The sequence below is a fragment of the Chloroflexaceae bacterium genome, from assembly GCA_025057155.1.
In the GTDB taxonomy this organism is placed as follows: Bacteria; Chloroflexota; Chloroflexia; order Chloroflexales; family Chloroflexaceae; genus JACAEO01.
The window spans coordinates 23,551-50,149 of sequence record JANWYD010000018.1 but is presented as its reverse complement, the minus strand read 5'-3'; the positions used below and the strand labels follow the sequence as shown (position 1 = coordinate 50,149).

General features: G+C 65.4%; 24 protein-coding genes. 12 read left to right on the top strand and 12 right to left on the bottom strand.

The features are described 5' to 3' along the window. The first annotated feature begins 41 nt into the window (after positions 1-41). The 4 genes from NZU74_15880 to NZU74_15865 all read left to right on the top strand — a co-directional run bounded on the left by NZU74_15880 (position 42) and on the right by NZU74_15865 (position 3,820). On the top strand, positions 42-1,319 hold the full coding sequence (locus NZU74_15880; GenBank protein MCS6882816.1) for a hypothetical protein: 1,278 nt from the start codon (positions 42-44) through the stop codon (positions 1,317-1,319). A 24-nt stretch (positions 1,320-1,343) separates the two neighbouring features. Beyond that, positions 1,344-2,279, top strand: a complete 936-nt coding sequence (locus NZU74_15875) for a hypothetical protein (protein ID MCS6882815.1) — start codon at positions 1,344-1,346, stop codon at positions 2,277-2,279. A gap of 238 nt (positions 2,280-2,517) precedes the next feature. Then, positions 2,518-2,997, top strand: coding sequence for a hypothetical protein (locus tag NZU74_15870; GenBank protein MCS6882814.1), 480 nt, complete (start codon positions 2,518-2,520; stop codon positions 2,995-2,997). Positions 2,998-3,193: 196 nt separating this feature from the next. Continuing rightward, the gene (locus tag NZU74_15865; GenBank protein ID MCS6882813.1) at positions 3,194-3,820 is read left to right on the top strand and encodes a cytochrome c; all 627 of its coding nucleotides are present in this window, start codon (positions 3,194-3,196) and stop codon (positions 3,818-3,820) included. A gap of 170 nt (positions 3,821-3,990) precedes the next feature. Here NZU74_15865 and NZU74_15860 read toward each other — a convergent pair whose 3' ends face one another. The 6 genes from NZU74_15860 to NZU74_15835 all read right to left on the bottom strand — a co-directional run bounded on the left by NZU74_15860 (position 3,991) and on the right by NZU74_15835 (position 9,251). Next, the gene (locus NZU74_15860) at positions 3,991-4,818 is read right to left on the bottom strand and encodes a metal ABC transporter permease (GenBank protein ID MCS6882812.1); all 828 of its coding nucleotides are present in this window, start codon (positions 4,816-4,818) and stop codon (positions 3,991-3,993) included. After that, entirely contained in the window at positions 4,815-5,552 is a 738-nt protein-coding gene (locus NZU74_15855) for an ABC transporter ATP-binding protein (GenBank protein MCS6882811.1), read from the bottom strand. The genes NZU74_15860 and NZU74_15855 overlap by 4 nt, the downstream gene beginning before the upstream one ends. A gap of 308 nt (positions 5,553-5,860) precedes the next feature. Next, positions 5,861-7,297, bottom strand: a complete 1,437-nt coding sequence (locus NZU74_15850; protein MCS6882810.1) for a zinc ABC transporter substrate-binding protein — start codon at positions 7,295-7,297, stop codon at positions 5,861-5,863. Positions 7,298-7,448: 151 nt separating this feature from the next. Further along, entirely contained in the window at positions 7,449-7,898 is a 450-nt protein-coding gene (locus tag NZU74_15845) for a transcriptional repressor (protein MCS6882809.1), read from the bottom strand. Beyond that, complete coding sequence (locus tag NZU74_15840) at positions 7,895-8,947, bottom strand: GTP-binding protein (protein ID MCS6882808.1); 1,053 nt, start codon at positions 8,945-8,947, stop codon at positions 7,895-7,897. Before NZU74_15840 ends, NZU74_15845 begins: the two co-directional genes overlap by 4 nt. 64 nt (positions 8,948-9,011) lie before the next feature. Then, complete coding sequence (locus NZU74_15835; GenBank protein ID MCS6882807.1) at positions 9,012-9,251, bottom strand: zinc ribbon domain-containing protein; 240 nt, start codon at positions 9,249-9,251, stop codon at positions 9,012-9,014. A 295-nt stretch (positions 9,252-9,546) separates the two neighbouring features. On the opposite strand from NZU74_15835, the gene NZU74_15830 reads away from it, so the two are divergent. After that, entirely contained in the window at positions 9,547-10,014 is a 468-nt protein-coding gene (locus tag NZU74_15830) for a transcriptional repressor (protein ID MCS6882806.1), read from the top strand. Between the two features lie 39 nt (positions 10,015-10,053). Here the strand turns inward: NZU74_15830 and NZU74_15825 are convergent, their stop codons facing one another. Further along, the gene (locus NZU74_15825) at positions 10,054-10,791 is read right to left on the bottom strand and encodes an SGNH/GDSL hydrolase family protein (protein ID MCS6882805.1); all 738 of its coding nucleotides are present in this window, start codon (positions 10,789-10,791) and stop codon (positions 10,054-10,056) included. Between the two features lie 187 nt (positions 10,792-10,978). Between NZU74_15825 and sppA the strand changes: the two genes are divergently transcribed. Further along, a complete protein-coding gene (gene sppA / locus NZU74_15820; GenBank protein MCS6882804.1) occupies positions 10,979-11,992 on the top strand; it encodes a signal peptide peptidase SppA in 1,014 nt (337 codons plus the stop codon). A 59-nt stretch (positions 11,993-12,051) separates the two neighbouring features. Here the strand turns inward: sppA and groL are convergent, their stop codons facing one another. The 4 genes from groL to NZU74_15800 all read right to left on the bottom strand — a co-directional run bounded on the left by groL (position 12,052) and on the right by NZU74_15800 (position 15,894). Beyond that, on the bottom strand, positions 12,052-13,695 hold the full coding sequence (gene groL, locus NZU74_15815) for a chaperonin GroEL (GenBank protein ID MCS6882803.1): 1,644 nt from the start codon (positions 13,693-13,695) through the stop codon (positions 12,052-12,054). A 52-nt stretch (positions 13,696-13,747) separates the two neighbouring features. Beyond that, positions 13,748-14,050, bottom strand: a complete 303-nt coding sequence (groES, locus tag NZU74_15810) for a co-chaperone GroES (protein MCS6882802.1) — start codon at positions 14,048-14,050, stop codon at positions 13,748-13,750. Between the two features lie 184 nt (positions 14,051-14,234). Further along, the gene (locus tag NZU74_15805) at positions 14,235-15,521 is read right to left on the bottom strand and encodes an insulinase family protein (GenBank protein MCS6882801.1); all 1,287 of its coding nucleotides are present in this window, start codon (positions 15,519-15,521) and stop codon (positions 14,235-14,237) included. Between the two features lie 106 nt (positions 15,522-15,627). Beyond that, the gene (locus NZU74_15800) at positions 15,628-15,894 is read right to left on the bottom strand and encodes an acyl-CoA-binding protein (protein ID MCS6882800.1); all 267 of its coding nucleotides are present in this window, start codon (positions 15,892-15,894) and stop codon (positions 15,628-15,630) included. Between the two features lie 232 nt (positions 15,895-16,126). Between NZU74_15800 and NZU74_15795 the strand changes: the two genes are divergently transcribed. Beyond that, positions 16,127-17,470, top strand: coding sequence for a glycosyl hydrolase (locus tag NZU74_15795; GenBank protein MCS6882799.1), 1,344 nt, complete (start codon positions 16,127-16,129; stop codon positions 17,468-17,470). Between the two features lie 171 nt (positions 17,471-17,641). After that, positions 17,642-18,058, top strand: coding sequence for a hypothetical protein (locus tag NZU74_15790; GenBank protein MCS6882798.1), 417 nt, complete (start codon positions 17,642-17,644; stop codon positions 18,056-18,058). Between the two features lie 100 nt (positions 18,059-18,158). Here the strand turns inward: NZU74_15790 and NZU74_15785 are convergent, their stop codons facing one another. Beyond that, positions 18,159-20,162 (bottom strand): serine/threonine protein kinase, encoded by a 2,004-nt coding sequence (locus tag NZU74_15785; GenBank protein ID MCS6882797.1) that lies wholly within the window; start codon positions 20,160-20,162, stop codon positions 18,159-18,161. Positions 20,163-20,673: 511 nt separating this feature from the next. Here NZU74_15785 and NZU74_15780 point away from each other — a divergent pair. The 4 genes from NZU74_15780 to NZU74_15765 all read left to right on the top strand — a co-directional run bounded on the left by NZU74_15780 (position 20,674) and on the right by NZU74_15765 (position 26,573). Further along, entirely contained in the window at positions 20,674-21,705 is a 1,032-nt protein-coding gene (locus NZU74_15780; protein MCS6882796.1) for a homoserine kinase, read from the top strand. Between the two features lie 12 nt (positions 21,706-21,717). After that, positions 21,718-22,230: a hypothetical protein gene (locus NZU74_15775; protein ID MCS6882795.1), complete on the top strand. Its 513-nt coding sequence runs from the start codon at positions 21,718-21,720 to the stop codon at positions 22,228-22,230. Between the two features lie 383 nt (positions 22,231-22,613). After that, entirely contained in the window at positions 22,614-25,529 is a 2,916-nt protein-coding gene (locus NZU74_15770; GenBank protein ID MCS6882794.1) for an insulinase family protein, read from the top strand. 27 nt (positions 25,530-25,556) lie between these two features. Next, the gene (locus NZU74_15765) at positions 25,557-26,573 is read left to right on the top strand and encodes a CPBP family glutamic-type intramembrane protease (protein MCS6882793.1); all 1,017 of its coding nucleotides are present in this window, start codon (positions 25,557-25,559) and stop codon (positions 26,571-26,573) included. The last annotated feature ends 26 nt before the right edge of the window (positions 26,574-26,599 follow it).

The following is a 26,599-nucleotide window of genomic DNA, read 5'->3' as shown; positions in this document are numbered from 1 at the left end:
CCCAGCCAGGCTGCCGATTCTTCCCTGAAACCAACCATAACGTGTGTGGCCGGATCCTGGAGGCCTGGCGCGCCAACGGGCTCGAGTTAGATGGCATACCCGGCTTCAGCGAGGCCGAAAACCTGGCCCTCTTCGGCTTGCCCCTGAGCGACGCGCAGACCGAGACCCTTGAAGACGGCCGGCAGTATACGGTGCAGTGGTTCGAGCGGGCGCGCTTCGAACTACATCCCGAAAACGCCCGGCCCTTCGATGTGCTTCTCGGGCTGCTCGGCTCGGCGCTCTATCCCAGGCAACCGCCGTCATACGTGCCGCCGCCGCCGGAGCAACCCGGCGGTGCTCCGCCACCCCCGCCTTTTCCGGCAGGTCCACGCATCGATGCCTACGACGGCGCCGCGCCGGCCCCCATCCCCGCACAGGCGGCGTTGAAGATCATGAACAATACGGGCCAACCCGTCCGTGTAAGCCTGGCCGGGCCCACCGCCACGGCGTGGTCCGTGGTCCGCGACGTTTTCGATGCCGTCATTGCGCCCGGAGGCTACCAGGCGGTTGTAACCGCATGGTGCGGAACTTCCACGACCAACTTCAGCGTCGGGGCCGGTAAGACCGTGGAGTTGTCGATCACCTGCGCCCAGGAGGACACCGCCGAGGTGCGGCTGGTGAACCAGACGGGCGGTACTGCTCGCCTGGCGCTGACCGGCCCGACGGCGCTCAATCTCGTGGTGGGCAGCGGCGGACGGCAGACGGGCAGGGTGCGACCCGGCGACTATCGCGGCACCGCCACGGCGCCCTGCGGTAGCGTAGCTGTCAGTTTTTCGCTGGCCGCGAATGAAGTGCGCGAGCTTACGCTCCAATGCCCGGGACGAACCTCGACCGTCAGCATCTCTAATACCAGCAACGAACCGATCCGGGTCAACCTGGTGGGGCCAACATCCGAGAGCTTTACCGTCCCCGGCGGGCAGACTGTCAGCCGGCAAGTGATGCCCGGAGAGTACGAGGTGACCGTTGACAGCGCCTGTGGCCGCGAGTCGCGACGCTTTGCCGTCGCAGACGGGGAGACCTACACGTTGACCTATACCTGCGTGCGCCAGACGGCGGTAATCGAGGTAACGAACAAAACTGGCGGCGTCCTGACCATCACCCTGCGCGGGCCGACCGGTGGCCGCTATGACGTTCCCAATGGTCAGTCTCGATCCATCGAGGTACTGCCGGGAAGCTATAGCATCACCGTGAGCGCCCGTTGCGGCAGCAAGACCGTTACGGTTACCGTCGAAAACGGCGAAGTGCACGACCTGGGCGAATACTACTGTGTCCCGCGATAAATACATGTTGGAAAAAGATTGCGTATGATCAGGCCCTATTGCAACCTGGGGGCGCTCCTGGTGGTGGTCACGCTGGGATGCGCGGCCATCCTTGCTTTCACCTCAGGAGCGCCCGCCCAGGCTCGGGCGGCGCAACCAACCCCTGGCGCGCTGGTTACGGCGACCCCGCCGCGGCTGGACGGTTTGTGGGAGGGCGCGCAGGGCGATGTGACGATCAGGTTTCGGGTCTACGAAACTCAGATTGAACACCTGGAGATCACCTATCGTTACGGCGAGAGTCCGGCTTGCGGGACCGACCTGGCCTATAAAGATATTCTGATCCGCTCGAGCGCCCAGGGTATCGTACTGCCACTGGAAAATGGCATGGTGCGAGGGATCCTGCCTGCAAATTACCAGGTCAGCGGCATTCCCATTGGTTGTACACTGCGTATTGAGGGCTTCCTTGATGCCCAGGGCCGAGCCTCTGGAACGCTCTCCTTCACTCCCCCCGCCGGTCCCGCTCTGGAAACCGGTGTAAATTGCCTGGAAGAGCGTAAAGCCATCCCCTGGAGCGCAGCATTGATGGCCCCGATCACCCCGACCAGTCCTGTGCCAGATCCTGCTGTCACGGCAGCGGCAGCACCGGTTGTCCCCGCCCCGACACCACCCTCAACGCCGGCTGGAGGTGGCGATTCAGGGGTAGGGTGGATAATAGGTGCGGGCCTCGTAGTAATTGTGCCGCTCCTGCTTCTTCTGGTCGTCGGCATCAAGAACAACGGCCTCCCTAACCCGCCTCAGATTAACATTGAGCACATCGGCGGCGACAAGATAGTAGTCGGAGATGTGAACAATTCCAAAGGAGTTTCTATAGGACGAAATGCACAGTCGAAAATAGGTAAAAAAATTAAAAACTTCCGAATCCGAAAAAGCCAAAAAACCGTTGCCCCTGACCCCGAAGACGAGCGCCGTAATCAACGATAAAACCCCCTGGGAAGATCTGGTAGCGACCAAGCTCTCCCAGCAACTCTCTTTCCCCGATCGTTTAGAGCATAGAGAAACCAGGTTTCCCCACGCCCCCGCGAGCCCCTCGCATCATTCCCCGACACGTGTGATATAATCCTCCAAACACCGCTTCGGGCCACGGCGAGGGAGCGCTATGGATGCGGCGTCGGTCGCCCATATGGTTCCGCCGCAGATCAGCGGGAGGCACAGGGGGCTCATGGAGCGCGCTTCGCGCGCCTTGATCCTCCTGCCCGGCAGGGGCGCGACGGTTCGTGCATTGCCTGCCTTCACCCCGGGGCGATGCTCTGGCGGCATCTACGCCCGCGTCGCGGCGGCGCTCCTGTGCTGGAGCATTGTGACCATCGCGCTCGTGAATCCTCTGCTGTGCCTGGTGCACTGCGCTATGTCCGAACGGCACGCGGCGCTCTCTGCGGAACAGCGGCACTTCCTCTGCGACCTCGGCGACACCGACGCCGGGCGCGTGTCCGGTCCCTTCGCCGCCGTCTGGAGCGGCCCGCGGGCGGTTTACGAGGCCCTCCCCCTGCCCGCTACCGCTCTGGTTATCGTCGTGGCCCTTGTCGGCATCCTCGTCGCTGCACCCCTCACCGCGCGCCAGCACGCTCCTCTGCGTGATCGGCCTCCACCTAAAGCTCCGTTCCGTTCCGCCTCCGCCATGGCCGAGAGCCTATCCAGATAACCCCTTCAGGAAGGTCTGAGAGCCAGACCCTCGCAGGAATGCTCGTTCTGCGGCCGGTTGTGAGCGGGCGGAGCAACCCGGTATTCCCCCGTCCCTGCTCGCTCGGGAACGGAGGGAGGCATCGCGCGCCCGGGCGCAGCTGGTCGGGGTGTATCCAACTTCTGCTCACGCTGCAAGATTGCAATGGAGGATGATCATGTCAAGGCACATGGGGCCTGCCACGTTCCATCGTTCGGGAGAAAGTCGCTGGATCGGAGACAGGCGGCGCCGGCGCGTGGCAATCGCGCTGGCGTTCGCACTGGCGAGCCTGGGCCTGCTGACGGCCTGCGGCGGTCAGACCGGCTCGGGCGCTACCGGTCAGCCCACGGTAGCGCCTACCAGGGCGCCTACGGCCACAAAGGCGCCAACCACCCCGCCGCCGACCAGGGCGCGGCCCGGAGCGCAGGTTCCCACCCCTGAGCCGCTGACCGCCGAGGAGATCGGCCCGCCCGAAACCACCGGCGACGCGCAGGCCGGGGCCGCGCTCTTCGCCAGCCTGCCCCCCGAAGCGCTCGCCGCCGGGGCAGTGACCTGCGCCTCGTGCCACCACGTCGAACCGGGCAGTGGCACGCTGGTCGGCCCGAGCCTTAGCGGCGTGGCGGCAAGAGCGGCGACCCGTGACCCGAACCTCACCGCGGCCCAGTACCTGCGGGTCTCGATCACCCATCCCAACAACTACATTGTCGAGGGCTTCACCGCGGGGGCCATGCCGTCAGCCTTCAAAGACGCCCTTACACCCGAGCAGATTGAGGATCTGGTAGCGTACATGCTGTCGCTGCCATAAACGACGGGGCGCAATCAGGTTGCCCCTGCGGAAAAAAAAGGTAGCGCAACCGTCAGGGTTGCGCTACCGTCATTAAGTTGAATTCTTTCCATGCCCATCATGCCAGGTCTGATTGAAACACCAGATACGGCAACCCAAAATCCAAAATCCAAAATCCAAAATCGCATTGATCATCCCGCTGCGCTGCGCGTCCGCAGTACGTGGATCAGCCAGGCCGCGCCGAAGAACGCCGTGCAGGTCAGCACAATCGCCGCCCCCGAGGCTACATCGGCATAGTACGAGGCGTAGAGGCCGATCAGCGCGGAGGCCACGGCGATGAGGGAAGCCAGCCCCATCATCCGCGGCAGGCGGTTGGTGAGCAACGCCGCCGCCGCCGCCGGGGTTACCAGCATCGCCGAGGTGAGAATGACGCCGACGATCTGGATGCAGGCCACGACGGTGAAGGCCAGCAGCACCAGCAGCACCATACGCACCCGGTCGGCGCTCAGGCCGATCACTTCGGCGTAGGTCGGGTCGTAGCTGGTCAACTCCAGTTCCTTGTGCAAGAGAAAGAGCGTTAGCAACACGCCGGCGGCGATGGCCGCCATCTGCGCGAGATCCGCCCTTTGCACGCCCAGGACGTTCCCGAAGAGGATGTGGCTCAGGTCGCGGAAGGAGCGCACCCGGCTCATCAGCAGGATGCCCAGGGCGAACATGGCCGTGAAGAACACGCCAATGGCGGTATCTTCGCGCACCGCCCCCCGCCGCGAGACCCAGCCGATGCCCAGGGCAGTAAGCAGCCCGGCGGCCAGCGCGCCGCCGAACAGGCTCCAGCCGCCCAGATAGGCCGCCACCAGCCCCGGCAGCACGGTGTGCGCCAGCGCGTCGCCGATGAAGGCCATGCGGCGCAGCACCACGTAGGCCCCCAGGGCCGCGCAGGTGACGCCCGCCAGGATCGCGGCGGCGAGACCGGTTTGCATGAAGGTAAAACGGAACGGTTCAAGCAGCCACTCAATCATACGCCCTCCAGGGTAGGCAATTGCCGGGCGACCGGGCGGAGGACGCCGTCGTCCAGGGCGAAGGCCAGATCAAACTCCTCGTCAATCCGCTCCAGATGGTGGGTGGCCATCAGAATGGTCTTGCCCTGGTTCCGTAATTCATCAAGCGCCTCGTCAATGATGCGCCGGCTGGCGGCGTCAACCGCGCTCAGCGGCTCATCGAGCAGCAGCAGGTCGGCCTCCTGCACCAGGGCGCGGGCCAGCAGCGCCCGTTGCTGTTGCCCGCCCGAGAGCTGGCTGATCTGGCGCCGGGCGCATTGCTCCAGGCCCAGCTTGAGCAGCACGGCCTGCACCCGCTCCCGGTCCTCGGCGCCGGGGCGCCGCAGCCAGCCCAGGTGCACGTACCGCCCCGCCAGCACCATGCGCTCCACCGTCACGGGAAAGCGCCAGTCCACATCGCCGCGCTGGGGCAGGTAGGCCACTCGGTGGTGGCAGGCGGACGGAGGCCGCCCGTAGATCAGGATTGTCCCTGAGCGCGGCGGCAACAGCCCCGCCACGGCTTTCAGCAGGGTTGACTTGCCAGAGCCGTTCGGCCCGATCAGGGCGGCGCGCACACCCGGCGGCAATATCAGGCTCGCCTCGCGCAGCGCCGGCTGCGACGATCCCGGGTAGCCCACCGTCAATCGGTCAATCGCCAGCGCCGGGGCGTTGGGGACCATTTCCGCGTAACGGCGATGACCGTAGAAAAGGTTCATGGCTTTTCGTAGGTGGATCACATAGTCTGTGAACGAAGTTTCCTTACATTTCCGCCCCCCTCCCGACCTCCCCCCGTTGGGGGGAGGAGCCGGACTCCCTCCCCCAGCGGGGGAGGGTTGGGGAGGGGGCAGAGTTATCGAAAAACTTCGTTCACAGAGTATGAAGCCTTGTTATGTGTAGAGATGTGGAGGTGTAGAGCAGAGAGCGTCACCCGACCCCTCCACACCTCCACACCTCCACACAACCAGCACGGAGAGGGGTGCAACATTAACGGGAGAAAGGAGCGAGGATGGCGATATCCTGGCCTTCACACCGCCAGCGCTTCGACAATGGTTGTAACATTGTAGCGCATCATCTTCAAATAGGTCTCACCTTCGCTGCCCGGCTTCCCGAGAGCGTCGGTGTAGAGCGGCGGGGCCACGTTCACCCCCGCCTCGCGGGCGATGTTCTCCATCAGCGCCGGATTGCTGACGTTCTCGACGAAGATCGCCGGCACGCCTGAGGCGCGAATGTCTTCGACCAGGCGGGCGATCTCGCCGGCCGAGGGATCGGCCTGCTCGGTCGTCGTGCCCAGTGCGGCGCCGATAACTGTGAAACCGTAGCGATAGGCGAAGTAGCCGAAGGTGTCATGGTTGGTAACGAGCTTGCGCCGCTCTTCGGGCAGTCGCTGCACTGCCTGCTGGATGAAGGCGTCCAGTTCTTTGAGTTTGGCCAGATAGCTGGCGGCGTTGGCCGCATAGGTCGCGGCGTTGGCCGGATCGGCAGCCGCCAGCGCATCGCGGATGGCCTCCACCATGAGCATGGCGTTGTTCGGGTCCTGCCAGACGTGAGGATCATACTCCCCATGGCTGTGGCCGTGGGCGTCCTTCTCTTCCCCGCCGTGCGTATGTTCGCCGGCAAGCTCCCACACCAGCGCCACCCCCTCGCCTGCGCCGGGACCAAAGCGGACCGTATAGTCGCCAGGCGCAAGGTCGTAGATATAGGCGATGGCGATCGCGGCGCATGCATCGCCAACCTTTTTTGTCCTTTCAGGCGTGAGGGGCGTGGCGCCGGACAGGACAGCAAAGGGCACATCCGCCCCGAGGTAGAATGTCACCTCACCCTCTTCAGCCCGCGCCAGGGCGACATCACCCGCGCCCCCGCTCAACGCGATCTGATAGTGGGTGTGGTCGTCCGGAATGGCGGCGCCGGCGCCCGCCGTCACTGCCCTGGGCGGATCGCCGAAGTGCTCGCAGGCGTGCTCCAGGGCATGGTCGTGCTCGTGAGCCATCTCCGAGGCGGGGAGCGGGGTGATGCGTTCGCTCACCACTACCCGTTGCGCTCTGGATCCCGAGGCGGCGTAAAGCCTGTCGAGCCACCCCTCGAACTCCAGGCCATTCTCGAAGAGGATGTCGGCCTGGGCCAGCGCAGCGCTGTCGCGAGGGGTTGGTTCGTAGGTGTGAGCGTCACTGCCGGGGCCGACCAGGGTGGTCAGCGCTACGCGATCGCCGGCGACTTGCTGCACAAAGTCGCCAAGGATGCTGAAGGTTGCCACTACCTTCAAGGGCTGAGCATCTGGAGCGGGAGCTGTGGTTGGCTGCGCAGCGGCGGTTGCCTCGGTAGGCTGCGGAGCCGGAGCGGCGGTAGGAGCCGCCGGCGGGGCCGTGGGCGGCGTGGCCGCCCCGCCGCCGCAGGCTGCCAGGAGCAGGCTGAGAACGGTCATCAGCAGGGGCGCCGCGAGGCGCTCCAGTCGTCGCTGGTTCATACAGAAACCTCCTTCGCGCAGTCATTCGGTGGACGTACAGCCGATTGGAGGGGCGGGGAGAAATCAGGTTTCCCCACGCCCCCGCCCGATGCGAGGATATGGACAGTGCAACCCGCCTGACACCTTGCGGTGCGGAGCGAGGCTCAAGTCATTACCTGGACCCCTGGCAACGAGCGCACAGACCAAACAGTTCCAGAATGTGCCCCTGCACACGAAAGCCCTGACGCGCCAGCAGCGCCGTCAGGGCTTCAATGGCCTGACAGCCCTCGACCAGCAGCGTGGCGCCGCAGCGGAGGCAAACGGCGTGGTGATGGTGTCCGGGCAGAGTGCGAACATAGGTGTAGTCGCCCCGCTCGGTCTGCACGCGCGCCAGCCACCCCCGCTGCCGGAGCCAGTCTACGGCCCGGTACACGGTGGCTCGCCCGACGGCGGGCGCCAGGGTCGCGGCGAGGGCCTCGGCGCTGAATGGCCGCTCCTGGGAGGCGACCTGGTGGATAATCGCCAGACGCGGCCCGGTCAGACGATGCCCCTCGCTGCGCAGCGCGGCCAGCACGCGCTCGCCCCAGTCGCCGACGCGAACTTCGACCGCGACCTCGTTCACGCCGTCGCGCCCCGGTACCAGGTGTGCTGCGCGGCAACCTCGGCCTCGGCAGACACGTCGGCCAGACATGCGTCGAAGGCTGCCTGGAGCGCAGCCGTATCCAGATCACCCGGCGTGCTTAGAAAGACAAGCTGGGTCCGCGGCGTCGCCTCGCCCCAGGGCTCGGTCAGCGCAACCGTAACGCGGTGGCCTACAGCCTGGAGAACGGCGCGGCGTTGGGGAACTTCGGCGAGGTAAATCAGACCCTTGGCGCGAAAAATACCCAGAGGAAGGTTCAGCACCACGTCGCGCAACGGTTTGAGGGCAAACGGCCGGTCGCTGATATAGGCCCAGGTGTCGAAGTCCTTGCTGTGATCGTGGTGGTGGTCGTGGTCGCAGCGCTCGCCATGCTCGTGATGATCGTGGTGCTCGTGGGACCGGGCGAGCGGTATATCCAGCGTATAACGCCCCACGTTGAGCAGCAGGTTCAAGGGCACATCGCCATACACCGCAGGAAGAATGCGCGCCCGGGGGACGATCCGCCGCACCCACGCCTCCACCTCGGCGCGCTGCTCCGCGGTGACCAGGTCTACCTTGCTGAGCACCACGATATCCGCGGCGCTGACCTGGTCAACGATCAGGTCCTCATAATGTCGTTGCTGGAGGGCATACTCGGCGTCAACTACGGTAATCACGCTGTCAAGGTTGAAGTACGGGCGCAACTCCGGCATCTCAAAGGTCTCGACCACCGCCCAGGGATCGCTCACCCCGCTGGTCTCGATGAGCAGGTACTCCGGGGGGTCGGGCCGTTTAAGCAACTCGACCGCGGTATTTAACAGATCGCCGCGAATGGTGCAGCAGATGCACCCGTTGGCCAGGGAGATCGCCTCGCCCTCTACGCCGACGACCAGTTGCGTATCAATATTGACCGTCCCGAAGTCATTGACCAGAACGGCCACACGCAGGCCATGGTCGGCGTGCAGAATGCGGTTGAGCAGGGTGGTCTTCCCGGCGCCGAGAAAGCCGGTCAGGATGGTCAGGGGAACCGGTTGAGGGGGAGTTTCCAGCACTTTGCGTTCCTCTCCAGGCTTGAGGCGCAACCTGGCGGATTGCGCCGGATGATCTCACAGGCCCTCAGCGACGGCGCGGACGACAACAGGGGCAGCCAGAGCCATGCATTACCCGCGCCACGTGCTGAGGCGACGCATAGATCGGCGCCGCGGCGGCGCGCGATCGTACCGTAAACGAAGGCAGCTCGCGCACGCACAGCCCGTGACACACCGGACACTCCACCGGATCGTCGGCGCGCCAGGCCGGGCGCAATTCTTCCAGCTCAATCTCGCACTCGGGGCAGGAATATACGTACAGGGGCATCAATGATCCTTGCCATTCATCTTTTGCAGATGATACCATATCTCTAATGGAACAGTCTATCATTAGGAAGGGTTGATGTCAAGAATGATATGCACTATCATTAATGTTTATTACGAAGTCCCCAGACCAGGCTCCAGATCCCGGTTGGTTCAGAGGTGTTGGCGGCGCAGGCGTCCACACTGCTGAACTAACCGCCTTCGGGAGAGCTGCAGCAGCGGTCCCAACGGGCGCCAGCGGGCCATGGTACAATCAGAAAGCTGACGGCGAAGGCCGTCGCCAGAGGGGAGAGCAGTCTATGAGCCGTTACCTGGATGCGCGCCGTGATATCCTGCCCCCGGCCGTTACCGATCTGGCCGAGCAGCTTGCCGAGGCGGGCTACAAGGTCACGGGGCCGCGACTGGCGGTGCTCAAGGCGATCGTGGCCCACCGCGGCGCCTTTAGCGTGCACGAGCTTGAGCAGTGGCTGATTGCCCGGGGCGAGTCACCGGGCATTGCCAGCATCTTCCGCACCGTGCGTCTGCTGGTGGAACTGGGGTTGATTCAGCGCATCCACGGGCTGGATGAGTGCCACCGCTACACGCTGGGGTCCGGTCACAGTCACCATCTGCTCTGCACCCATTGCGGCGACATGGTGCGCTTCGACGATTGCGGGATGCAGGCCCTCGTCCAGAATCTGGAACAACAGACCGGTTACCGCATCATCGCGCACCTGGTGGAACTTTTCGGCCTTTGCCCGCGCTGCCAGGTCGTTACGGCAATCTGATGCCCGCTGCCCTTGCAGCAGCGTCGTCCGCGCCTCAGCTCATTCGTCCAGCAGGCGCGTCAGTTCCCGATTGAGCGCGGCGTACCCTTCCGCGTTCAGGTGCAGATAGTCGCGGCTGTAACGCCCTGACGTGCTGGTGGCGCCGTGCGAGAGGATCTGCGCGGCATCGAACACCACGACCCGATCGCCTGCCAGGGATTGAATATAGGCGTTGACCTCGCTTACCGCGACCGTCACCTCGTTTCCCCATAAGAGCCGGCGTTCCAGTGGCAGAGGGCCAGGGAGGAAGACTGTAGTAAGGATGACCTCTCGCACCCCTGCCTCCAACGCCAGACCCACGATCGTCCGCAGGTTGGCTTTGCAATTGCGAATGATCGTTTCGCGGTATTCAGGAAACATCGGAATGGTGCGCAGATCGTTGATGCCAACCTGCACGATCACCGTATCCGGCCCTAATGGTGCGACATGGCGCGTAAAACGCCCGGCGACCTGGGCGGTTGTCTGCCCGGCGATGCCGCGGTTGACAAAGATAACGTCTCCCGTCACATCGGGTGCGGGCCATTCGGCGGCGCGCGAATCGCCGAAGAACACCACTACGCGCCGCCCCGGCTGCTGCGGCGGCAGAGCCTCATCGGCGAACGCGCCGAGACCATGCGGGTCCAGGCGGGTGCTATTGAGCAGGAGGTAATACATGCGCGCTTGCTGGAACAGATAGACATTGAGCGCGATTGAAGCGACCAGGAGCGCCAGGAGGACGGCAGGCAAGAGTTTAGGCATCTCGGCTTTATCTCCACGCCTCCACACCTCCACGGCTCTACAGACCGCTTATGTGGAGGTGCGAAGAAACTCTAACCTTCGAATGTCTGAATCTGTCTGAGGGAGGCTCGAAGGGCAATCGTCCCTGCGCAGCCTCGCCGAGACCACGTATTGCTGTAGCATTACTCGCCAGGAGGATACCATACCTATGGACACGCAAACCAGACCATCCGCCGGGCGCGGCTGGTTGATCGCCCTCTCGATCATTATCGGTGTGGTTCTGGCCTGCGCCATTCTACCGCTGGGCGGGCTGTGGCTGGTGCTGCGCGGCGGAGGCGGAATAGCCGGCGCGGCGGGGCCGCTCCCCGTCAGCCGCTGGGAGGAGCAGATCGTCGAAGGATCGGGGCAGGACCGGATCGTCATCATCGAAGTGAGTGGCGTGATCGGCGCCCCCGCCGACGCCTTCGGCGTGCAACTCTCCCACGAACAACTGCTCAGCCAGATCCGCCAGGCCGAGCGCGACGAGCGCGTCAAGGCCGTGGTGCTGCGGGTGAACAGCGGCGGCGGCGGCGTGGTGGCGAGCAGCGAACTCCACGCCGCCCTGAGCCGTCTGCGCGAGGCGGGCAAGACCCTGGTCGTCTCGATGGGGCCTGCCGCCGCCAGCGGCGGCTACTACATCAGCACCCCGGCCCAGCGCATCTACGCCAATCCCGATACGCTGACCGGCAGCATTGGCGTCATCCTTTCGCTGGTCAACTATGAAGAAGCCTTCGAAAGGCTTGGGCTGGCCACCTATGTCTACAAATCGGGTGAACTAAAGGACATCGGTTCGCCGACCCGCCCACCGACCGACGAAGAGCGGCGCGTGCTCCAGTCCATCGTGGACGAGGCCTTTGACGGCTTCGTGAAGGTGATTGTCGAGGGCCGGGGGCTGCCGGAGGCGCGCGTGCGCGAGCTTGCCGACGGGCGGATCTACACTGGCGCTCAGGCGCGGGAGCTGGGGCTGATTGACGAACTCGGCAATCTGGAGGAGGCGATCGCCGGAGCAAAGGAACTGGCCGGCCTGGAGACGGCGCTGGTGGTGCGCTACACGCGGAGCAGTTCGCTGCGCGCCCTGCTGGCGGCGCGCCTGGCCGCGCCCTCTACTCAGGCCGATCCGCTGGGCCTGCGAGCGATTACCAATCCACCCACACCATATCTGGAGTACCGCTGGCTGCCGTGATCCCATCCAGGGGGCAACCTTCCAGGTTGCCCCCCGAAACCGGATTTTCCCAATCCCGCTTAGAAGTCCATCCCGCCGCCCATGCCACCGGGTGCGCCGCCAGCGGGAGCCTTCTCTTCGGGCATGTCGGTGATCAGCGCCTCGGTGGTGAGGATCATCCCCGCAATCGAGACGGCGTTCTGCACGGCGCTGCGGGTCACCTTCACCGGGTCAATAATGCCCTGCTCGATCATGCTGCCGTACTCGCCGGTTAGCACGTTGTAGCCGATGGTCTTGTCGCCCTTCTCCTCCTGCAGACGGCGGACATTGGCGATGATCACCGAGCCGTCCTCGCCGGCGTTGCGGGCCAGCACGCGCAGCGGCTCTTCCAGCGCGCGGCGGAGGATCTGCAGGCCGACCTTCTCGTCGTCGTGCTCGACCTTCACGCTGTCGAGCGCGGGAATAGCGTTGATCAGCGCGACGCCGCCGCCGGGGACGATGCCCTCTTCAACCGCCGCGCGGGTCGCCGAGAGGGCGTCTTCAACGCGGTGCTTCTTCTCCTTCAGCTCCGGCTCGGTGGCGGCGCCGACCTTGATCACCGCCACGCCGCCGGCCAGCTTGGCCAGGCGCTCCTGCAGCTTCTCGCGGTCGAAGTCGCTGGTGGTCGTCTCGATCTGGGCGCGGATCTGCTCGATGCGGGCGCGAATAGCCGCCTCATCGCCCTTGCCCTCGACGATCGTCGTATCGTCCTTGGTGGCCACCACCTTGCGAGCGCGGCCCAGGTCCTCAATGGTGGCGCTATCGAGCTTGCGGCCGATCTCCTCGCTGATCACCGTACCGCCGGTGAGGATGGCGATATCCTGGAGCATGGCCTTGCGGCGATCGCCAAACCCGGGCGCCTTGACCGCCAGCGCATTGATCGTGCCCCGCAGCTTGTTGACCACCAGCGTGGCCAGGGCCTCGCCGTCCACGTCTTCGGCGATGATCACAAAGTTCTTGGTGACCTGCAGGACCTTCTCAAGTACGGGGAGAATGTCCTGGATGCTGCTGATCTTCTTATCGGTAATGAGGATGTAGGGGTCGTCGAGCTCGGCTTCCTGGCGCTCGACATTGGTGACCATGTAGCCCGAGATGTAGCCCCGGTCAAACTGCATGCCTTCGGTGTATTCCTTCTCGAAGGCCACGCCTTTGGACTCCTCAACGGTGATCACCCCGTCCTTGCCGACCTTCTCCATCACCTCGGCGATCAGGTCGCCGATCTCGCTATCGGCGGCCGAGTTGGTTGCAACGTGGGCAATGTCGGCGCGGTCGCGCACCGGGGTGGCGCTGGCCTTGATCGCCGCCACCAGGGCCTCGGCGCCGCGGTCGAGGCCGCGCTTGAGGAGCATCGCATTCGCGCCCGCGGCGACGACTTTCAGACCCTCGTTGACAATCGCCTGGGCCAGCACCGTCGCGGTAGTGGTGCCGTCGCCGGCCACGTCGTTGGTCTTGGTCGCCGCCTCCTTGAGGAGCTGGGCGCCCATGTTCTCGAAGGGGTCCTTAAGCTCAACCTCTTTGGCTACGGTCACCCCATCATGGGTAACGGTAGGAGCGCCGAACTTCTTGTCAATTGCCACGTTGCGGCCCCGGGGACCGAGGGTGGTCTTGACCGCTTCGGCAATCGTATCAACGCCCCGCTTAAGGGCGCGCCGCGCCTCTTCATTGAAGGAAAGCTGCTTCGGCATAGACCGGTTTTCTCCTTACGGTAACAAAGCGGTGGAAACGTCGGATCGGCGCTCAGTCCTGGATGATGCCCAGAACGTCCTTCTCCGAAAGGATGAGGTACTCGACATCGTCAATCTTGAACTCGGTGCCGCTGTATTTAGCGAAGAGCACCTTGTCGCCAACCTTGACGTTCATCGGGATCAGCTTCCCGCTATCATCGCGACGGCCCTCACCAACGGCAAGGACCGTGCCCTCCATGGGGCGTTCCTTGCTGGCGGTGTCAGGCAGGAAGATACCGCCCTTGGTCTTCTCCTCACGCTCCACCGGCTTGACCACCACGCGGTCGCCGAGAGGCCGGATGCGGAAGTCACCCATAGCTGCAATCCCTCCTACACACTCAGCAGTGCGATACGACATTCAAACTATTAGCACTCGCGATGTGAGAGTGCTAACCGCGGAGTATAGTACCCAAGGGCGCGCGATTTGTCAAGGCGGGGAGTGCTAGCAGAATGTTGGAATCTGCGGGGAGTTAAATGGCAAGGGGAATGCCAGCGCGTGTCTACAGGCGCACCAGGCCGGTGGCGATCAAGGTCTGCAACTCCTCGTGATCCTCGCGGTCGTAGGGGCCGATGACCGCCAGGTGCAGCGCCTCGTTGCGCAGCAGGCGCCGGGCCACCCGCTGCACGTCGGCAGCGGTCACTGCCTCGACTTCGGCGATCACCTGTTCGACCGGCGCAATATGGCCATAGCGCAGCAGGTGGGCCCCATTGCGCGAGGCGACCGACCAGGTATCCTCGAGCGAGAGCAACAAGCCTCCCTTGACCTGTTCTTTGACCATCTCCAGTTCATCGGCGGTCACGCCGTTGCGCGCCAGATCGCGGAGGATCTCCAGGCAGAGAGCCACCGCGTCGCGCAGGGCTTCGGGTTCGACGCTGCCGTAGATCACCCACATCCCGGCATCGGAGAGTTCGTTGTGGTAGGAGCCGACGCTGTAGGCGAGACCGTGCTCCTCGCGGAGCATCTGGAACAGGCGCGAAGCCATCCCCCCGCCGAGGATCGAGTCGAGCACCTGCAACGGGCGCCGATCAGGATCGCCGTAGGGGAGACCGGGCAGGCCGAGGCAGAAGTTGCCCTGCTCGATATCCCGGCTGAGCAGGGTCAGGCGAGGGCCGGGTCGGGGCGCGGGGCGGGGCTGCGGGGGCGTCGGCGCGCCGGCAGGCAACCCGTCGAAGGCCGCGCGCACGGCATCATACGCTTCCGCTGCGCTGATCTTGCCCGCCACCGAGACGACCAGGTTGGCGCGGTGGTAGTGGCGCTGCCAGAACGCGGCCAGATCCTCGCGCCCGAGGGCGCTGACCGTCTCGACGTTGCCGGCGATATCGCGCCCCAGCGGGCTGCCGGCCCACATGGCCTGCTGCAGCAACTCGTGCACCCAGTCGCCGGGCGTATCCTGGAGACCGCGGATCTCCTCGATGATCACTCGGCGCTCCTTCTCCAGTTCTTGCAGATCGAAGAGCGGGCGGCGGATCATCTCGCTGAGCACATCCAGCGCCCGATCCACGTGCGGGGTGGCGACCTTGGCGTAGTAAACCGTAGATTCGTAGGCCGTGGAGGCATTCAGCACGCCGCCTACCCCCTCGACCGCATGCGAGATATGGCGCGCCGAGGGGTAACGTTCAGTGCCCTTGAAGAGCATGTGCTCGATAAAGTGCGCCACGCCGCCCTGCGGATCGGGCTCGTGGCGCGCGCCTGCGGCTACGAAACAGCCTACCGACACCGAGTAGGCGTGTGGCAGTTCCTCTACCAGGATGCGCAGACCGTCGGGAGTGGCGATCAATTCTGGCATATCTGGTAGCATACCATAAGTCTAACACTCCTGCGCTGCGCGCCATAAACAATTTTAAGGAGGGCAAAGCCCTCCTGTTCCCTCCCGTCCGGCGCCGCGGGGCGCGCTACTTGATCGTCGCCTTCAGGTGTTCCACCAGGGCGATGTAATCCTGCATGGCCTGCTCCGCGCTCAGACCCTTCAGTTTGGCCCAGGCATCGTACTTTAGACGGCCCTGCATATCCAGAATGCCTGGACGCGTCCCGGTTACGTCGCCGCTGGTGGCCTGCTTGTACAACCCGTAGAGTTTGAGCAGGGCGTCGTTGTCAGGGCGCCGGGGAAGCTGCTGCACCTCCTGCGCCGCCTGCTCGAACCGGGCCTTCAGATCGCTCATAGCTGCTCTCCTTGTGCTTATAAACCGATGCGGCGGTGCGCATCCTAGCATCTGCCGCTGCGACGCGCAAGCGAGGGCTGTTTCCCGGGAGGAATGCGCCCTTCCGACCCCGCCCCGGGACGGGGGCGTAGGCAAACCCGGTTTCCCCATTTCTTCAACCGGCCAGGAGCACGTCAGACACCCGTCCGCCGGACGTTTAATCAGAGGAACCGTGTCTGATGGGAGCATCTGCATGACCTTCCGACGCATCCTGGCGATCATGAGCGCCGCGCTGCTCTTCCTGGCGACGCCGACGTTTGTCGCGTTGCCGTCTGCGGGAGCGCAACCGCCCGTCACCACCGCCGTGCCGCGTGAGATGATCGGCATGGTGGCCCGCGATCCGTGGTACGAGTTTGGCACCCATCCCGCCTACCCCAACCAGCCCAACTACATCGCTCAGGAGCGCATGGGACAGATCCTGGCTGAGGCGGGGGTGCGCCGGGTGCGCGTGGAGTTTCTGGTGCGCGACCAGGGCGCAGGCACGTTTGTCGAGCAGATCGCCCGCTACGACTACTTCATCAACGAGGTGGCCCCGCGCCACGGCCTGGCAGTGATGGGCTTGCTTGGCTTTGGCCTGGTGGATATTGACCCGCGCGATCGCGCCTACGGGCTGATTGCCAAGACCGACACCGACCCGGTCTATGGCGGAGGCGTGAACCCCTACATGCGCCTGTGGCTGGACCGGGCGCTACAGATTATGAACCGCTATCAGGGGCGCATCGCGGCCTACGAGATCCTCAACGAGCAGAATCGTCTGCCGGCCGAACAGGGCTTCGCCGGAGGCGAGGGGATCGACCCGGTCGTGACCGGTCGGCTGCACACCAAGCTGTACCGCTGCTTCAAGCGCAACGAGTGCGATCACCGCTCCAACGATCCTGCCTGGCGCGCAGGGATCACCCTGGTGATTGGCGGCCTGCATCCCAGGGGGAGCGATGTTCTTCTGCCGAGCGGGCGCCGCCTGATGAACGACCGCGACTACCTGGCGGAACTGTACACCTCCGAGCCGTTCAGCAGTTACTTCAGCACTTACGGAGCCTATCCCGCCGACGCCCTCGGCTACCATCCCTACCCTGCCGAGATCCGGCTCGCCGCACCGGTGGAAGAAGAAGTCGGGCGTATTGAACAACGCCTGGAACTGCTGCGGCTGCGGCTGCGCCAGGTCCTCCAGGCCACCAGCCCCGCAGCCGCCGAGATCCCCCTCTGGATCACCGAGATCGGCTACAACGCCGCGTATCAGCAGCAGAACAGCGCCGGGCAGGCCGCCTTTCTCCGCGCCGTCTATCGCCAGATGGCCGCTCGCGGCGATGTCGCGGTGGTGTTCTGGTTCAAGTACGAGGACTTTCCGCCGCTCAGCGGCCCAAACGCGCAACACTGGGGCATTGTGCGCATCCCCTTCGTCGAGGACCCGCGCTGCCCGGGCGGCGCCTGCTATGACCCCCGCGGCGAGCCGGCCTTTCGCCGCGGGGCCTACTTCGCCCTGCGCGAACTGGCTGGCCTTCCCGTCGAGCGACGCTTCCTGCCCCTGGCGGGACGCTGATGCAGCGCAACTCTCCGGGTTGTACACAGCGTGCGAAGAGGCCGCGTCCTCCCTCAGCATCCAATGCCCAACTTCTGCACACCATATTTCAAAGATATGCAACAAACAAATGTAATAAGGGGATGCTATACTCTGGGCAGGTCGCAGGCGCCACGTGAAAGGGGAAGGCCCATGAACACCCTCGCCGCCACCCGGCTGGTCAATCAACTTACGGCGCAACAGAAACAGATCTGCCAGAATGTCGCGGGACGCCTGCTGCGCGCTTATCCTGAACTGTCGCGCATGCTGCGTCTGGAGGAGAACTACAGCCCTTCAGAGCGACTGGCGGCGGTCTCGGTGGAGCGGTTGAGCGAACTGGTGCGCTCGGTGCTGCTGTTTGAGGAGCCTACGATCGCCGACAAGGAGATCACCTGGGCCCATGGCGTGCTGCCACGCCACGGGGTGACGTACCAGCACCAGTCAGCGATGGTGCGCTGGTTCTTCGAGGAGGTTCGCAGGCTGCCCCTTACCCCTGAAGAACTGGCTCTCACGACAGAGATTGAGCAGCACTTCCTTAACCTGGTGAGCAGCGTCTACCGGGTGAACTGATGGAAAGGCGGGGAAACCGGGTTTCCCCACACCCCTGCCCAGGGGGAAGGATCGGAGGGGGAAGGGGAAACCAGGTTTCCCCTTCCCCTTCCGTGTATTCTCAGGAGACTCGAAACATCCGCCGGAGACGCTGCCACCAGCGCGCGGGGTTGATCCGCACCGGAATGGTTATCGTCAGGGGAAGCGCCCCGGCCGCCAGGCGCAGGGCGACTTCCTGCGGGCCGTGCAGGTCAGCCGGGGGCAGCAGCCGCAGCGCGATGCGGCTGGTGGACCAGGCTTCGAGGGTGGCGGGCGCGGCGGCCACTTCAACCCAGGAAGTATGGCTCCGGCAAACGAGAGGCACCTCAGGCGCGGCCAGGTTGTCAATCTCGATCAGGGCATAGGTCGGCTCGCCAGCGATGAGCGGACGCGCCGCGGTCTCATTCAGACCGCGTATCTGCAGCATAGGGAAGCGATCGGGTGCAAGGGTGTGCAGGATGCGCCCCACCAGCAGGCGTCGCTGGAGCGCGTCCAGCGTGTGCGGAAGGGCGCTTCCGATCTCGCGGGCCAGATCGCGCCGCTGGATGGCCCCCAGCCAGCGTGTGAGCACGCCCTGCTCCAGCAGCGCCTCTAGCGCTGGCGCAAGGTCAGGATGACGGAGGTCGAGATCCTCCAGCCGCTCCACGTGACGGCCGGCCAGCGGCACCCCCGGTCGAACCTGAGCTTCCCACGGAATACTCCAGTAATGCTTGCCGCAGCGGAGGCGCAGCGCGCTGGAACGTGCGCCTGTCTTGCCCATAGCCACAATTTCCAGGCGCGTCTGCTCCCCTGCGGCAAGCACCCCGGCGGTCCGGCGCTGCGCTTTGCCGGCGACGAGCACCCGCACGTCGGCATCCGGTTGAGCCGGGCACTCCAGCTCCCAGGACAGCGGCGTCAGCGCGGCATTGGTTAACGTCAGCACCCGCGGCTGGCTCCAGACGCGCCAGGAGCGCAGGGGGATGGCCCCCAGGTCCAGATGTGTCGGGGTGACCTGAAGCAACCCGCTGCCTTCAGGCGGGGCCAGCGCCGCGAGCAGCAGGTCGAGCGGATCGGTGTGCGGCGGAGCCGCGAGCCGCGCCAGGCGCAGGCGATAGCGCAGCGCGCCCAGGCCATCATCGGGATGGGCCGCGAGCCAGCGCTCCAGACTGCCGTCCGCCACTGCCCCGGCAAGGGCCTGGGGGGCGCGCTGCAATGCCATCTCCAGATCGCGCCGGTCGCTGAGTTCCGATCCCCCTCCGAGAAAGAGGCGTCGTGGAGGCGCAGGGGTGCCCAGCCGTGAGCGTAGGACGGCCGCGGTGGGGCAGCGTTCGGCCAGATCGAAGGCCAGGGCCGAGCGCAGCCCGTCGGCGAGGAGCGGCGCGACCCGTTCGAGATCCTCAAAGTTGAATTGCAGCGGGGCCGCGGCTGGATCGTGGCCGGTGAGCAATTCATAACAGGTGACGGCAAGGGCAAAGACATCGGCGCGCTCGTCGAAACTGCGACCGCCGAGTTGTTCGGGAGGCGCGTAGCCGGGCGTGCCATGGCGCGGGCGCGACGCCCGCGGCGGGCGTCGGGTGAGGGTGTGCGCCGCCCCCAGGTCAATCAACGCCAGACTGCCATCGGGACGCCACACCAGATTGGCCGGCTTGAGGTCGCCGACCACCACCGGCGGCTCGCAGGTGTGGAGAAAGGTGAGCAGATCGCACAGATGGGCCGCCCAGAGCTGCACCTGGCGCCAGGGCCAGGGCCCCTGGCGGGCCAGAACGTTGAGCGGCTGGCCGGGAACCAGCTCGCGGGCAAGCCAGACGCGCTGCGGCCCGCGCTCCAGGCCGTACAGGCGCGGCAGCGCGGGATGCCGCAGCCGCCGCAGCAACCCGGCCTCCCGGCGCAGCACCTCCTCGGCCTCGCGCCGGGCATCGGCCCCCAGATCCTGGCGAGCGATCTTCACTGCCACCGGCGCGCCGCCGCGGCGTAGATCGACGGCCTGAAAGACCAATGCCTGGCCGCCCTGGCCGATCTGCGCCTCCAGGCGAAAGCGCGCCCCCAGCACCGCGCCGGCGGCCAGTTCGCTTTGATCGAGGCGTATGGTTTGATGGACATGGGCCATCGCCGCCTCCTCCGCCCGTTCTAGCCCTCGCGCGAACGATTGTGCCACAGAGCGCCTTCCGGCGCAAGCGCCCGACGCCCCCGCGGCTGCGCCCATGCTCCGGGCTGGCCAGGAGTTAGGGGGAAACCAGGTTTCCCCATTCCCCGGCCCTCAGTAGTCTGTAAAGCAGGTTTCGTGGCCTTCCCGCTCCCCCTCCCAGCCTCACCCTCGTTGGGGGGAGGCGCCGGCCTCCCTCCCCCGGCGGGGGAGGGTTGGGGAGGGGGCGGGGAGGTAGCGAAAGACTTTGTTTACCGACTACTCAAAAGCTGCCGGCGCGATCCTTCCGATCACGCCCGGGCAACCTGGTCGTCCTACACCTCCACGCCTCCCAGGGCCGCTCCTGCTTCACTGTACCTCGTGCCGATATAATAACGGCGTATGCTGCACCTCTCACCTGTGCGAGCGCGCGGCAGAGTCGCCCGCGCCGCCCCTCTCAACTTCCCCGGAGCATGAGAGGCAGACGAGGAGACCCATGCTTACTCCTGGCGACGTTAAGCGCGCCTTACAACATTATGACCTCGGAACGGTCCGTTCGGTGCGTCCGGCATCACATGGGGCAGTCAACGAAACCGCGTTCGTGGAAACGAGCAGCGGGCGCTATGTGGTGCGCCGCAACCAGCGGGCCACGGGATGGGGCAAGATCGAACTGCGGCATCGGTTGCTCAACTGGCTGCGTATTCGCGGCTTTCCCAGCCCGCGCCTGATCCCCGCGCGCAATGGCGACAACGCCGTCGAAGTGGACGGCCGCGTCTTCGAGGTCTTCACATTCATTGACGGCGACGAGTTCAACATCGACCGGCCAGCGCACATCAGCGGCACGGGGAGCATTCTCGCCCGCTACCATCGCACCGTGGCCGATTTTCCCCACCTGCCGCCGCCCGAAGCGCCGCGCTATAATCCCGGCTCGCTCCTCGGCCTGATCGAGCGCCTGATGCAGCGAGACATTATGGGGGAGCTCGCCGAACCGCTCAACTGGTACGATCGCCGCGCCGCCTATCTGCGGAGCGTGCTTCCCGACGAGGCCTACGCCGACCTGCCACACGTGCTGATCCACGGGGACATGCACCGTGATAATGTCATCTTCCGCGGCGATGCCGTGGCCGCGCTGATTGACTTTGACCAGGTAACGGTGGACGCGCGGATCGTGGACCTGGCCGACGCGCTGGTGGATTTTACCGTCGGCGCCACCCCGCCTGACTGGTTTCCCTGGGGCGTGTACGCCGGCCCCCTCGACCCGCAACGGGCCAGGCTGCTCCTGGAAGGGTACCATACTATCGCGCCGCTGACCGACGCCGAGCGCAAGGCCCTTCCCGTACTGGTCGAGGTGATCTGGCTCCAGGGCAACCTGCGCCGCGTGCTGGGCACCTCCGACGCGGAACCCGATTATCATCTCGAAGTGCTGCACCAGGGTCGCCGGCTTTCCCGGTGGCTCCAGGAGCACCCCGATGTCCTCAACGTCGAGGCAAGCGAAGAGGAGAACACGGTTACGTTATCATTGCGCTAGAAGGAGCGGGGCATGTCCGAACGCCACGAGTACACCGATGAGGAATGGGCGACCCTGATCGGCGCGCCCATCGCCGTAATCGCCGCGGTGATCGGCGCGAGCCCCAGCGGGCCGATCGGGATCTCACAGGAGGTGCTTGCCGCCGTGCGCGCCTTTGAAGACGCCGCCAAAACGCGCCGCTCCAATCCCCTCATCGCTGCCATGCTGCTCACCCTCCGCGACCGTTTTTACGCCTATACCGGCAAGAGCGCCGACGATCCCGCCGTGGAACAGCTTGACATCTTCGCCCTCGGGCGCGACCCGGCCCGCGCTGTAGCCGTTTGCCGCGACGCCGCCGCCCTCCTGGCGCGCAAAGCGCCCCCCGACATCACCGCCGAGGTGCGCGCATGGCTGATGGACCTCGGCAATCAGGTGGCTAACGCCGCCATCGAGGGCGGTTTCATGGGCCTGGACGGCGAACGGGTCAATGAACGCGAACGCGCCATCCTCGCGGAGATTGCCGCCGCCCTGCAAGCGGAGGGGTGAGGATCGGCGCGGGCGCAGCCCCGCCAGACACATCCTGCCCCCGCAGTGGGTATACCGGGTTTCCCCGTCCCCCTCCCCGAAGGAGCGCTCGCAGGAACGCCCTGTCTCTGGGGCTTGCCCAGACCTCGGGTTTTTCGCTGGTTTTGGCGGCTACACCGCCAAAACCAACGAAAAATGATCGTCTCGGGCAGCCTAGCCGCCCCGATCCCCCCGCTGGAGGCGGACTCTGCGCCAGCGCCGGGTGCCGTGGCTGCCCCTCCTACACGGATACCTGGTACAATACTGTGGATAGACCTTATTCGTCGCGCGCGCAAGTGAAACCGCCAATCGCGCGCTCCACGACGATGTGATACCATTCCTGCCCAGCGAAAGCGAGCACGCCCATGACCCTGACCCACGGCTTTGAATTGCTGCGCGATGAGCATATCGCCGAATTGAACACTCGCGCGCGACTGTACCGCCACGCCAAGACCGGCGCCCAGCTCCTCTCACTTGAAAATGACGATGAGAATAAGAGTTTCGGTATTACCTTCCGCACCCCGCCCGCCGATAATACCGGCATTGCCCACATCCTCGAACACTGCGTGCTCTGCGGCTCGCGCAAGTACCCGGTCAAAAAGCCTTTCTTTGAACTGGTTAAGAGTTCGGTCAAGACCTTCCTGAATGCCATGACCTATCCGGACAAGACCGTCTACCCGGTCGCGTCCACCAATCTGACCGATTTCTACAACCTGGTTGATGTGTACCTCGACGCGGTCTTCTTTCCGCGCCTGACGCCTGAAGTGCTGAAACAGGAGGGCTGGCGCTACGAACTGCCCCGGAAAGACGCGTCTCTGGTCTTTCAAGGGGTGGTGTATAACGAAATGAAGGGCGCCTACTCGTCGCCCGATAATCTGCTCTATCGCTACAGCCAGCAGGCCCTCTTCCCGAACACCACCTATGGCGTCTCCTCAGGCGGCGATCCGAGGTACATTCCTGACCTGACCTACGAGCAGTTCAAACGCTTCCACGAAACCCTGTACCATCCATCCAACGCGCGCATCTTCTTCTACGGCGACGATGACCCCGAACGGCGCCTGCGGGTGCTCGACGCTTACCTGAGCCAGTTCGAGCCGCTGGAGAGTCCCTCGCAGATCGCCCTGCAGCCGCGCTTCGAGGCCCCTCGCGTCGTTGAGGAGACCTATCCCGCCTCAAGCGAGGAGAGCGGCAAGAAGGGCATGGTCAGCATAAACTGGATGCTTGGCGAGGAAAGCGACATGACCCGTGTGCTGGCCCTCGATGTACTGAGCTACATCCTGGTCGGCACCGCCGCCGCCCCGCTCTACAAGGCGCTGATGGACTCGCGCCTGGGCGAGAGTCTCACCGGCAGCGGCTATTACGACGGGCTGCGCCAGCATACTTTCTCGGTGGGCCTCAAGGGGATTGACCCCGCCGACGCGGCGCGGGTCGAGGAACTGGTGCTCCAGACGCTTGAGCATCTGGCGACGGAAGGGATTGACCCCGAGCAGGTGGCCGCGGCCCTGAACACGGTCGAGTTCGCCCTGCGCGAGAACAACACCGGGTCTTTCCCCCGCGGCCTGAGCCTGATGCTGCGCGCCCTGCACACCTGGCTCTATGATGGCGATCCTCTGGCTGCGCTGCGCTTCGAGGGGCCCCTGGAAGCGATCAAGGCCGCTGTGGCTCGCGGCGAGCCAATCTTTGAACGCCTGATCCGCGAAATGTTGCTCGACAATCCCCACCGCGTGCGCGTGGTGCTGCGCCCCGATCCCGCCCGGGCCGAGCGCGACGCCGCTGCGGAACGCGCTCGCCTCGAAGCCGTCCGCGCTGCGATGAGCGAGGCCGATCTCGAACGTCTGGTGGTTGAGACCGCCGAGTTGCGCCGGTTGCAGGAGGAACCCGACCGGCCCGAGGATCTGGCTCGCATCCCTACGCTGACCATCGCCGACCTCGACCGCCACGGCAAGACCATTCCCACCGACGAACTAGAGGTCGGCGGCGCGCCGTTGCTCTTCCACGACCTCTTTACCAACGGCGTGGTATACCTCGATCTGGCCTTCGACCTGCGGGCGCTCCCGCCAGAGTTGCTGCCCTTCGTGCCCCTCTTCGCCCGGGGCCTTACCGAGATGGGCACCACAAAGGAAGATTTCGTGCGCCTGGTGCAGCGCATCGGTCGCGAGACCGGCGGTATCAGCGCCTCGGCTATCACTGCCACCCACGTGATGACCGGCGAGCCGGTGGGCCGGTTGCTGGTGCGCGGCAAGAGCACCCTGGCCCAGACCGGGGCTATGCTGGCGATTATCCGCGACATCCTGCTCGAAATGCGCCTGGACGAGCAGGAGCGTTTCCGCCAGATCGTCACCCGCGCCAAGGCCAGCCGCGAGTCGTCGCTAGTCCCTAGCGGCAACGCCTACGCCCGCAAGCGCCTGGCGGCGCGCTTCGACGCTGCCGAATGGGCCGACGAGCAGATGAGCGGCATCAGCGGACTGTTCTTCGTGCGCGAGCTGGAGCGTCGCGTCACCGATGACTGGCCCGGCGTCCTGGCCCAGCTCGAGGCGCTGCGCCGCCATCTCGTCAATCGCGCGGCGCTGGTGGCCAATGTAACCGTTGACCGGCGCGCCTTCAGCACGATCGCGGCGGCTCTCGACGATTTTCTCGCCGAACTGCCCGCCGCGCCGTACACGCCCGCTGCCTGGCGCGTTGCCGAGCCCGGCCCGAATGAGGGCCTGATCATCCCCGCTCAGGTCAACTACGTGGCCAAGGGCGCCAACCTTAAGGCCCTGGGCGTCAACGTCGGCGGAGCGGCCAGTGCGGTCACGCGCTTCCTCTATAACGCCTACCTGCTGGAAAAGATCCGCGTGCAGGGCGGCGCCTATGGCGCCAGCAGCAGTTACGACCGTAGCAGCGGGATTTTTGCCTGGACGTCGTACCGCGATCCTCACCTGCTGCGGACTCTGGATGTCTATGACGGCACCGCCGCTTTCCTGCGGAGCGTGGAACTGGATCGTCTGACGGTTGAACGCAGCATTATCGGCACGATTGGCGACCTGGACGCCTACCAGTTGCCCGACGCGCGGGGCTACACCGCCCTGGTGCGCCATCTGACCGGCGTCAGCGACGAGTACCGCCAGAGCATCCGCGAGCAGATCCTCGACGCTACCGCCGACGATTTCCGCGCCTTCGCCGACGCGGCGGAGGCCGCGAGCGTCTACGGCGCTATTGCCGTCCTGGGTTCGGCTGAATCCATCGAGGCGGCTAACCGCGAACGTCCGGGACTATTGCAGCCAGTGCAGGTGTTGTAATTGCCGCCCCAACAGGAGCGCCACAGCGTGGCTCGCGAACAGGACCAGCCGCATCCTACCGACGCCTTCGGGTTGCCCGAAGGGCTTCTCGCCGCCATCGTCGCCGCGCTGCTACTGGTCGGGGTATTCGCGCTGCACGTCTTCGCCACCCCCATGCCTCCCGCCGAGCGTTGGGGCAGCCTGACCGCATTTAGCCTTCTGGCCCTGGGGTTGACCCTGCCCGGCTGCGCGACGCTGTACGACGGGCTGGGCCGCGTAGTGCGGCGTGACTGGCGCGCCCTGGCCGCGCTGCTGGCCGTGGCGCCCGTGCTCTACGCGGCCTACGCCCTCGCGGTGCGCGAACTGACCGCCGTGGGACTGATCTCGGCAATCCTTTTCACTATCGTGCCAGCCCTGGCCTTCAGTCTGGCCCGCGACCGCCGGCAACCCGCCCTCGGCGACGCAGTGGCGCTGACCTACCTCGGACTGGCCCTGGGCCTGCACCTGGTTCCACGCCTCACCCTGCCGCAGCAGGGCGGGCTGGTAGGCTTCTTCTCATTGACCCTGGCGCCGCTGCTCTTGCTCCTCTTCGCGGCGCGCGGCTGGCCCGGCCTGGGCTTCACCTGGCGCCTCAGCGGGCGCGAACTCCGCGATGCCCTGGCTGCGGGTCTGCTTGCAACCATTCTGGCCCTGGGAGCCAGCGCGCTGCTGTATGGCGCCCGCCCGGCTAGCAGCCTGCCCACTGCCAGCGCTTTCATTATGTCAGTTATTACCAGCTACTTTTTCGTCGCCCTGCCCATGGAACTACTCCTGCGCGGCGGAGCGCAAAACGGCCTGGCCCGCGCCCTGGAGGGCCGCGCCGGCCCCCGCGCGCCGTGGCTGGCTCTTGCTGCGGCCACGGCCCTTTCGGCGCTGGCCGGCGCCGCGCCGGGCGGGTGGCTGCCGGGGCCGGTTGCCGGGGGCCTCGCCGGCCTCGCCGCCGGCTGGACCTATATCCGCACCGGCAAGCTCACCGCCGCGGCCCTCGCCAGCGGGCTGGCGGTCCTGGGAACGAGCCTGGTCTGAACCTGCGTCTGTGAGGAGAGAAGGAG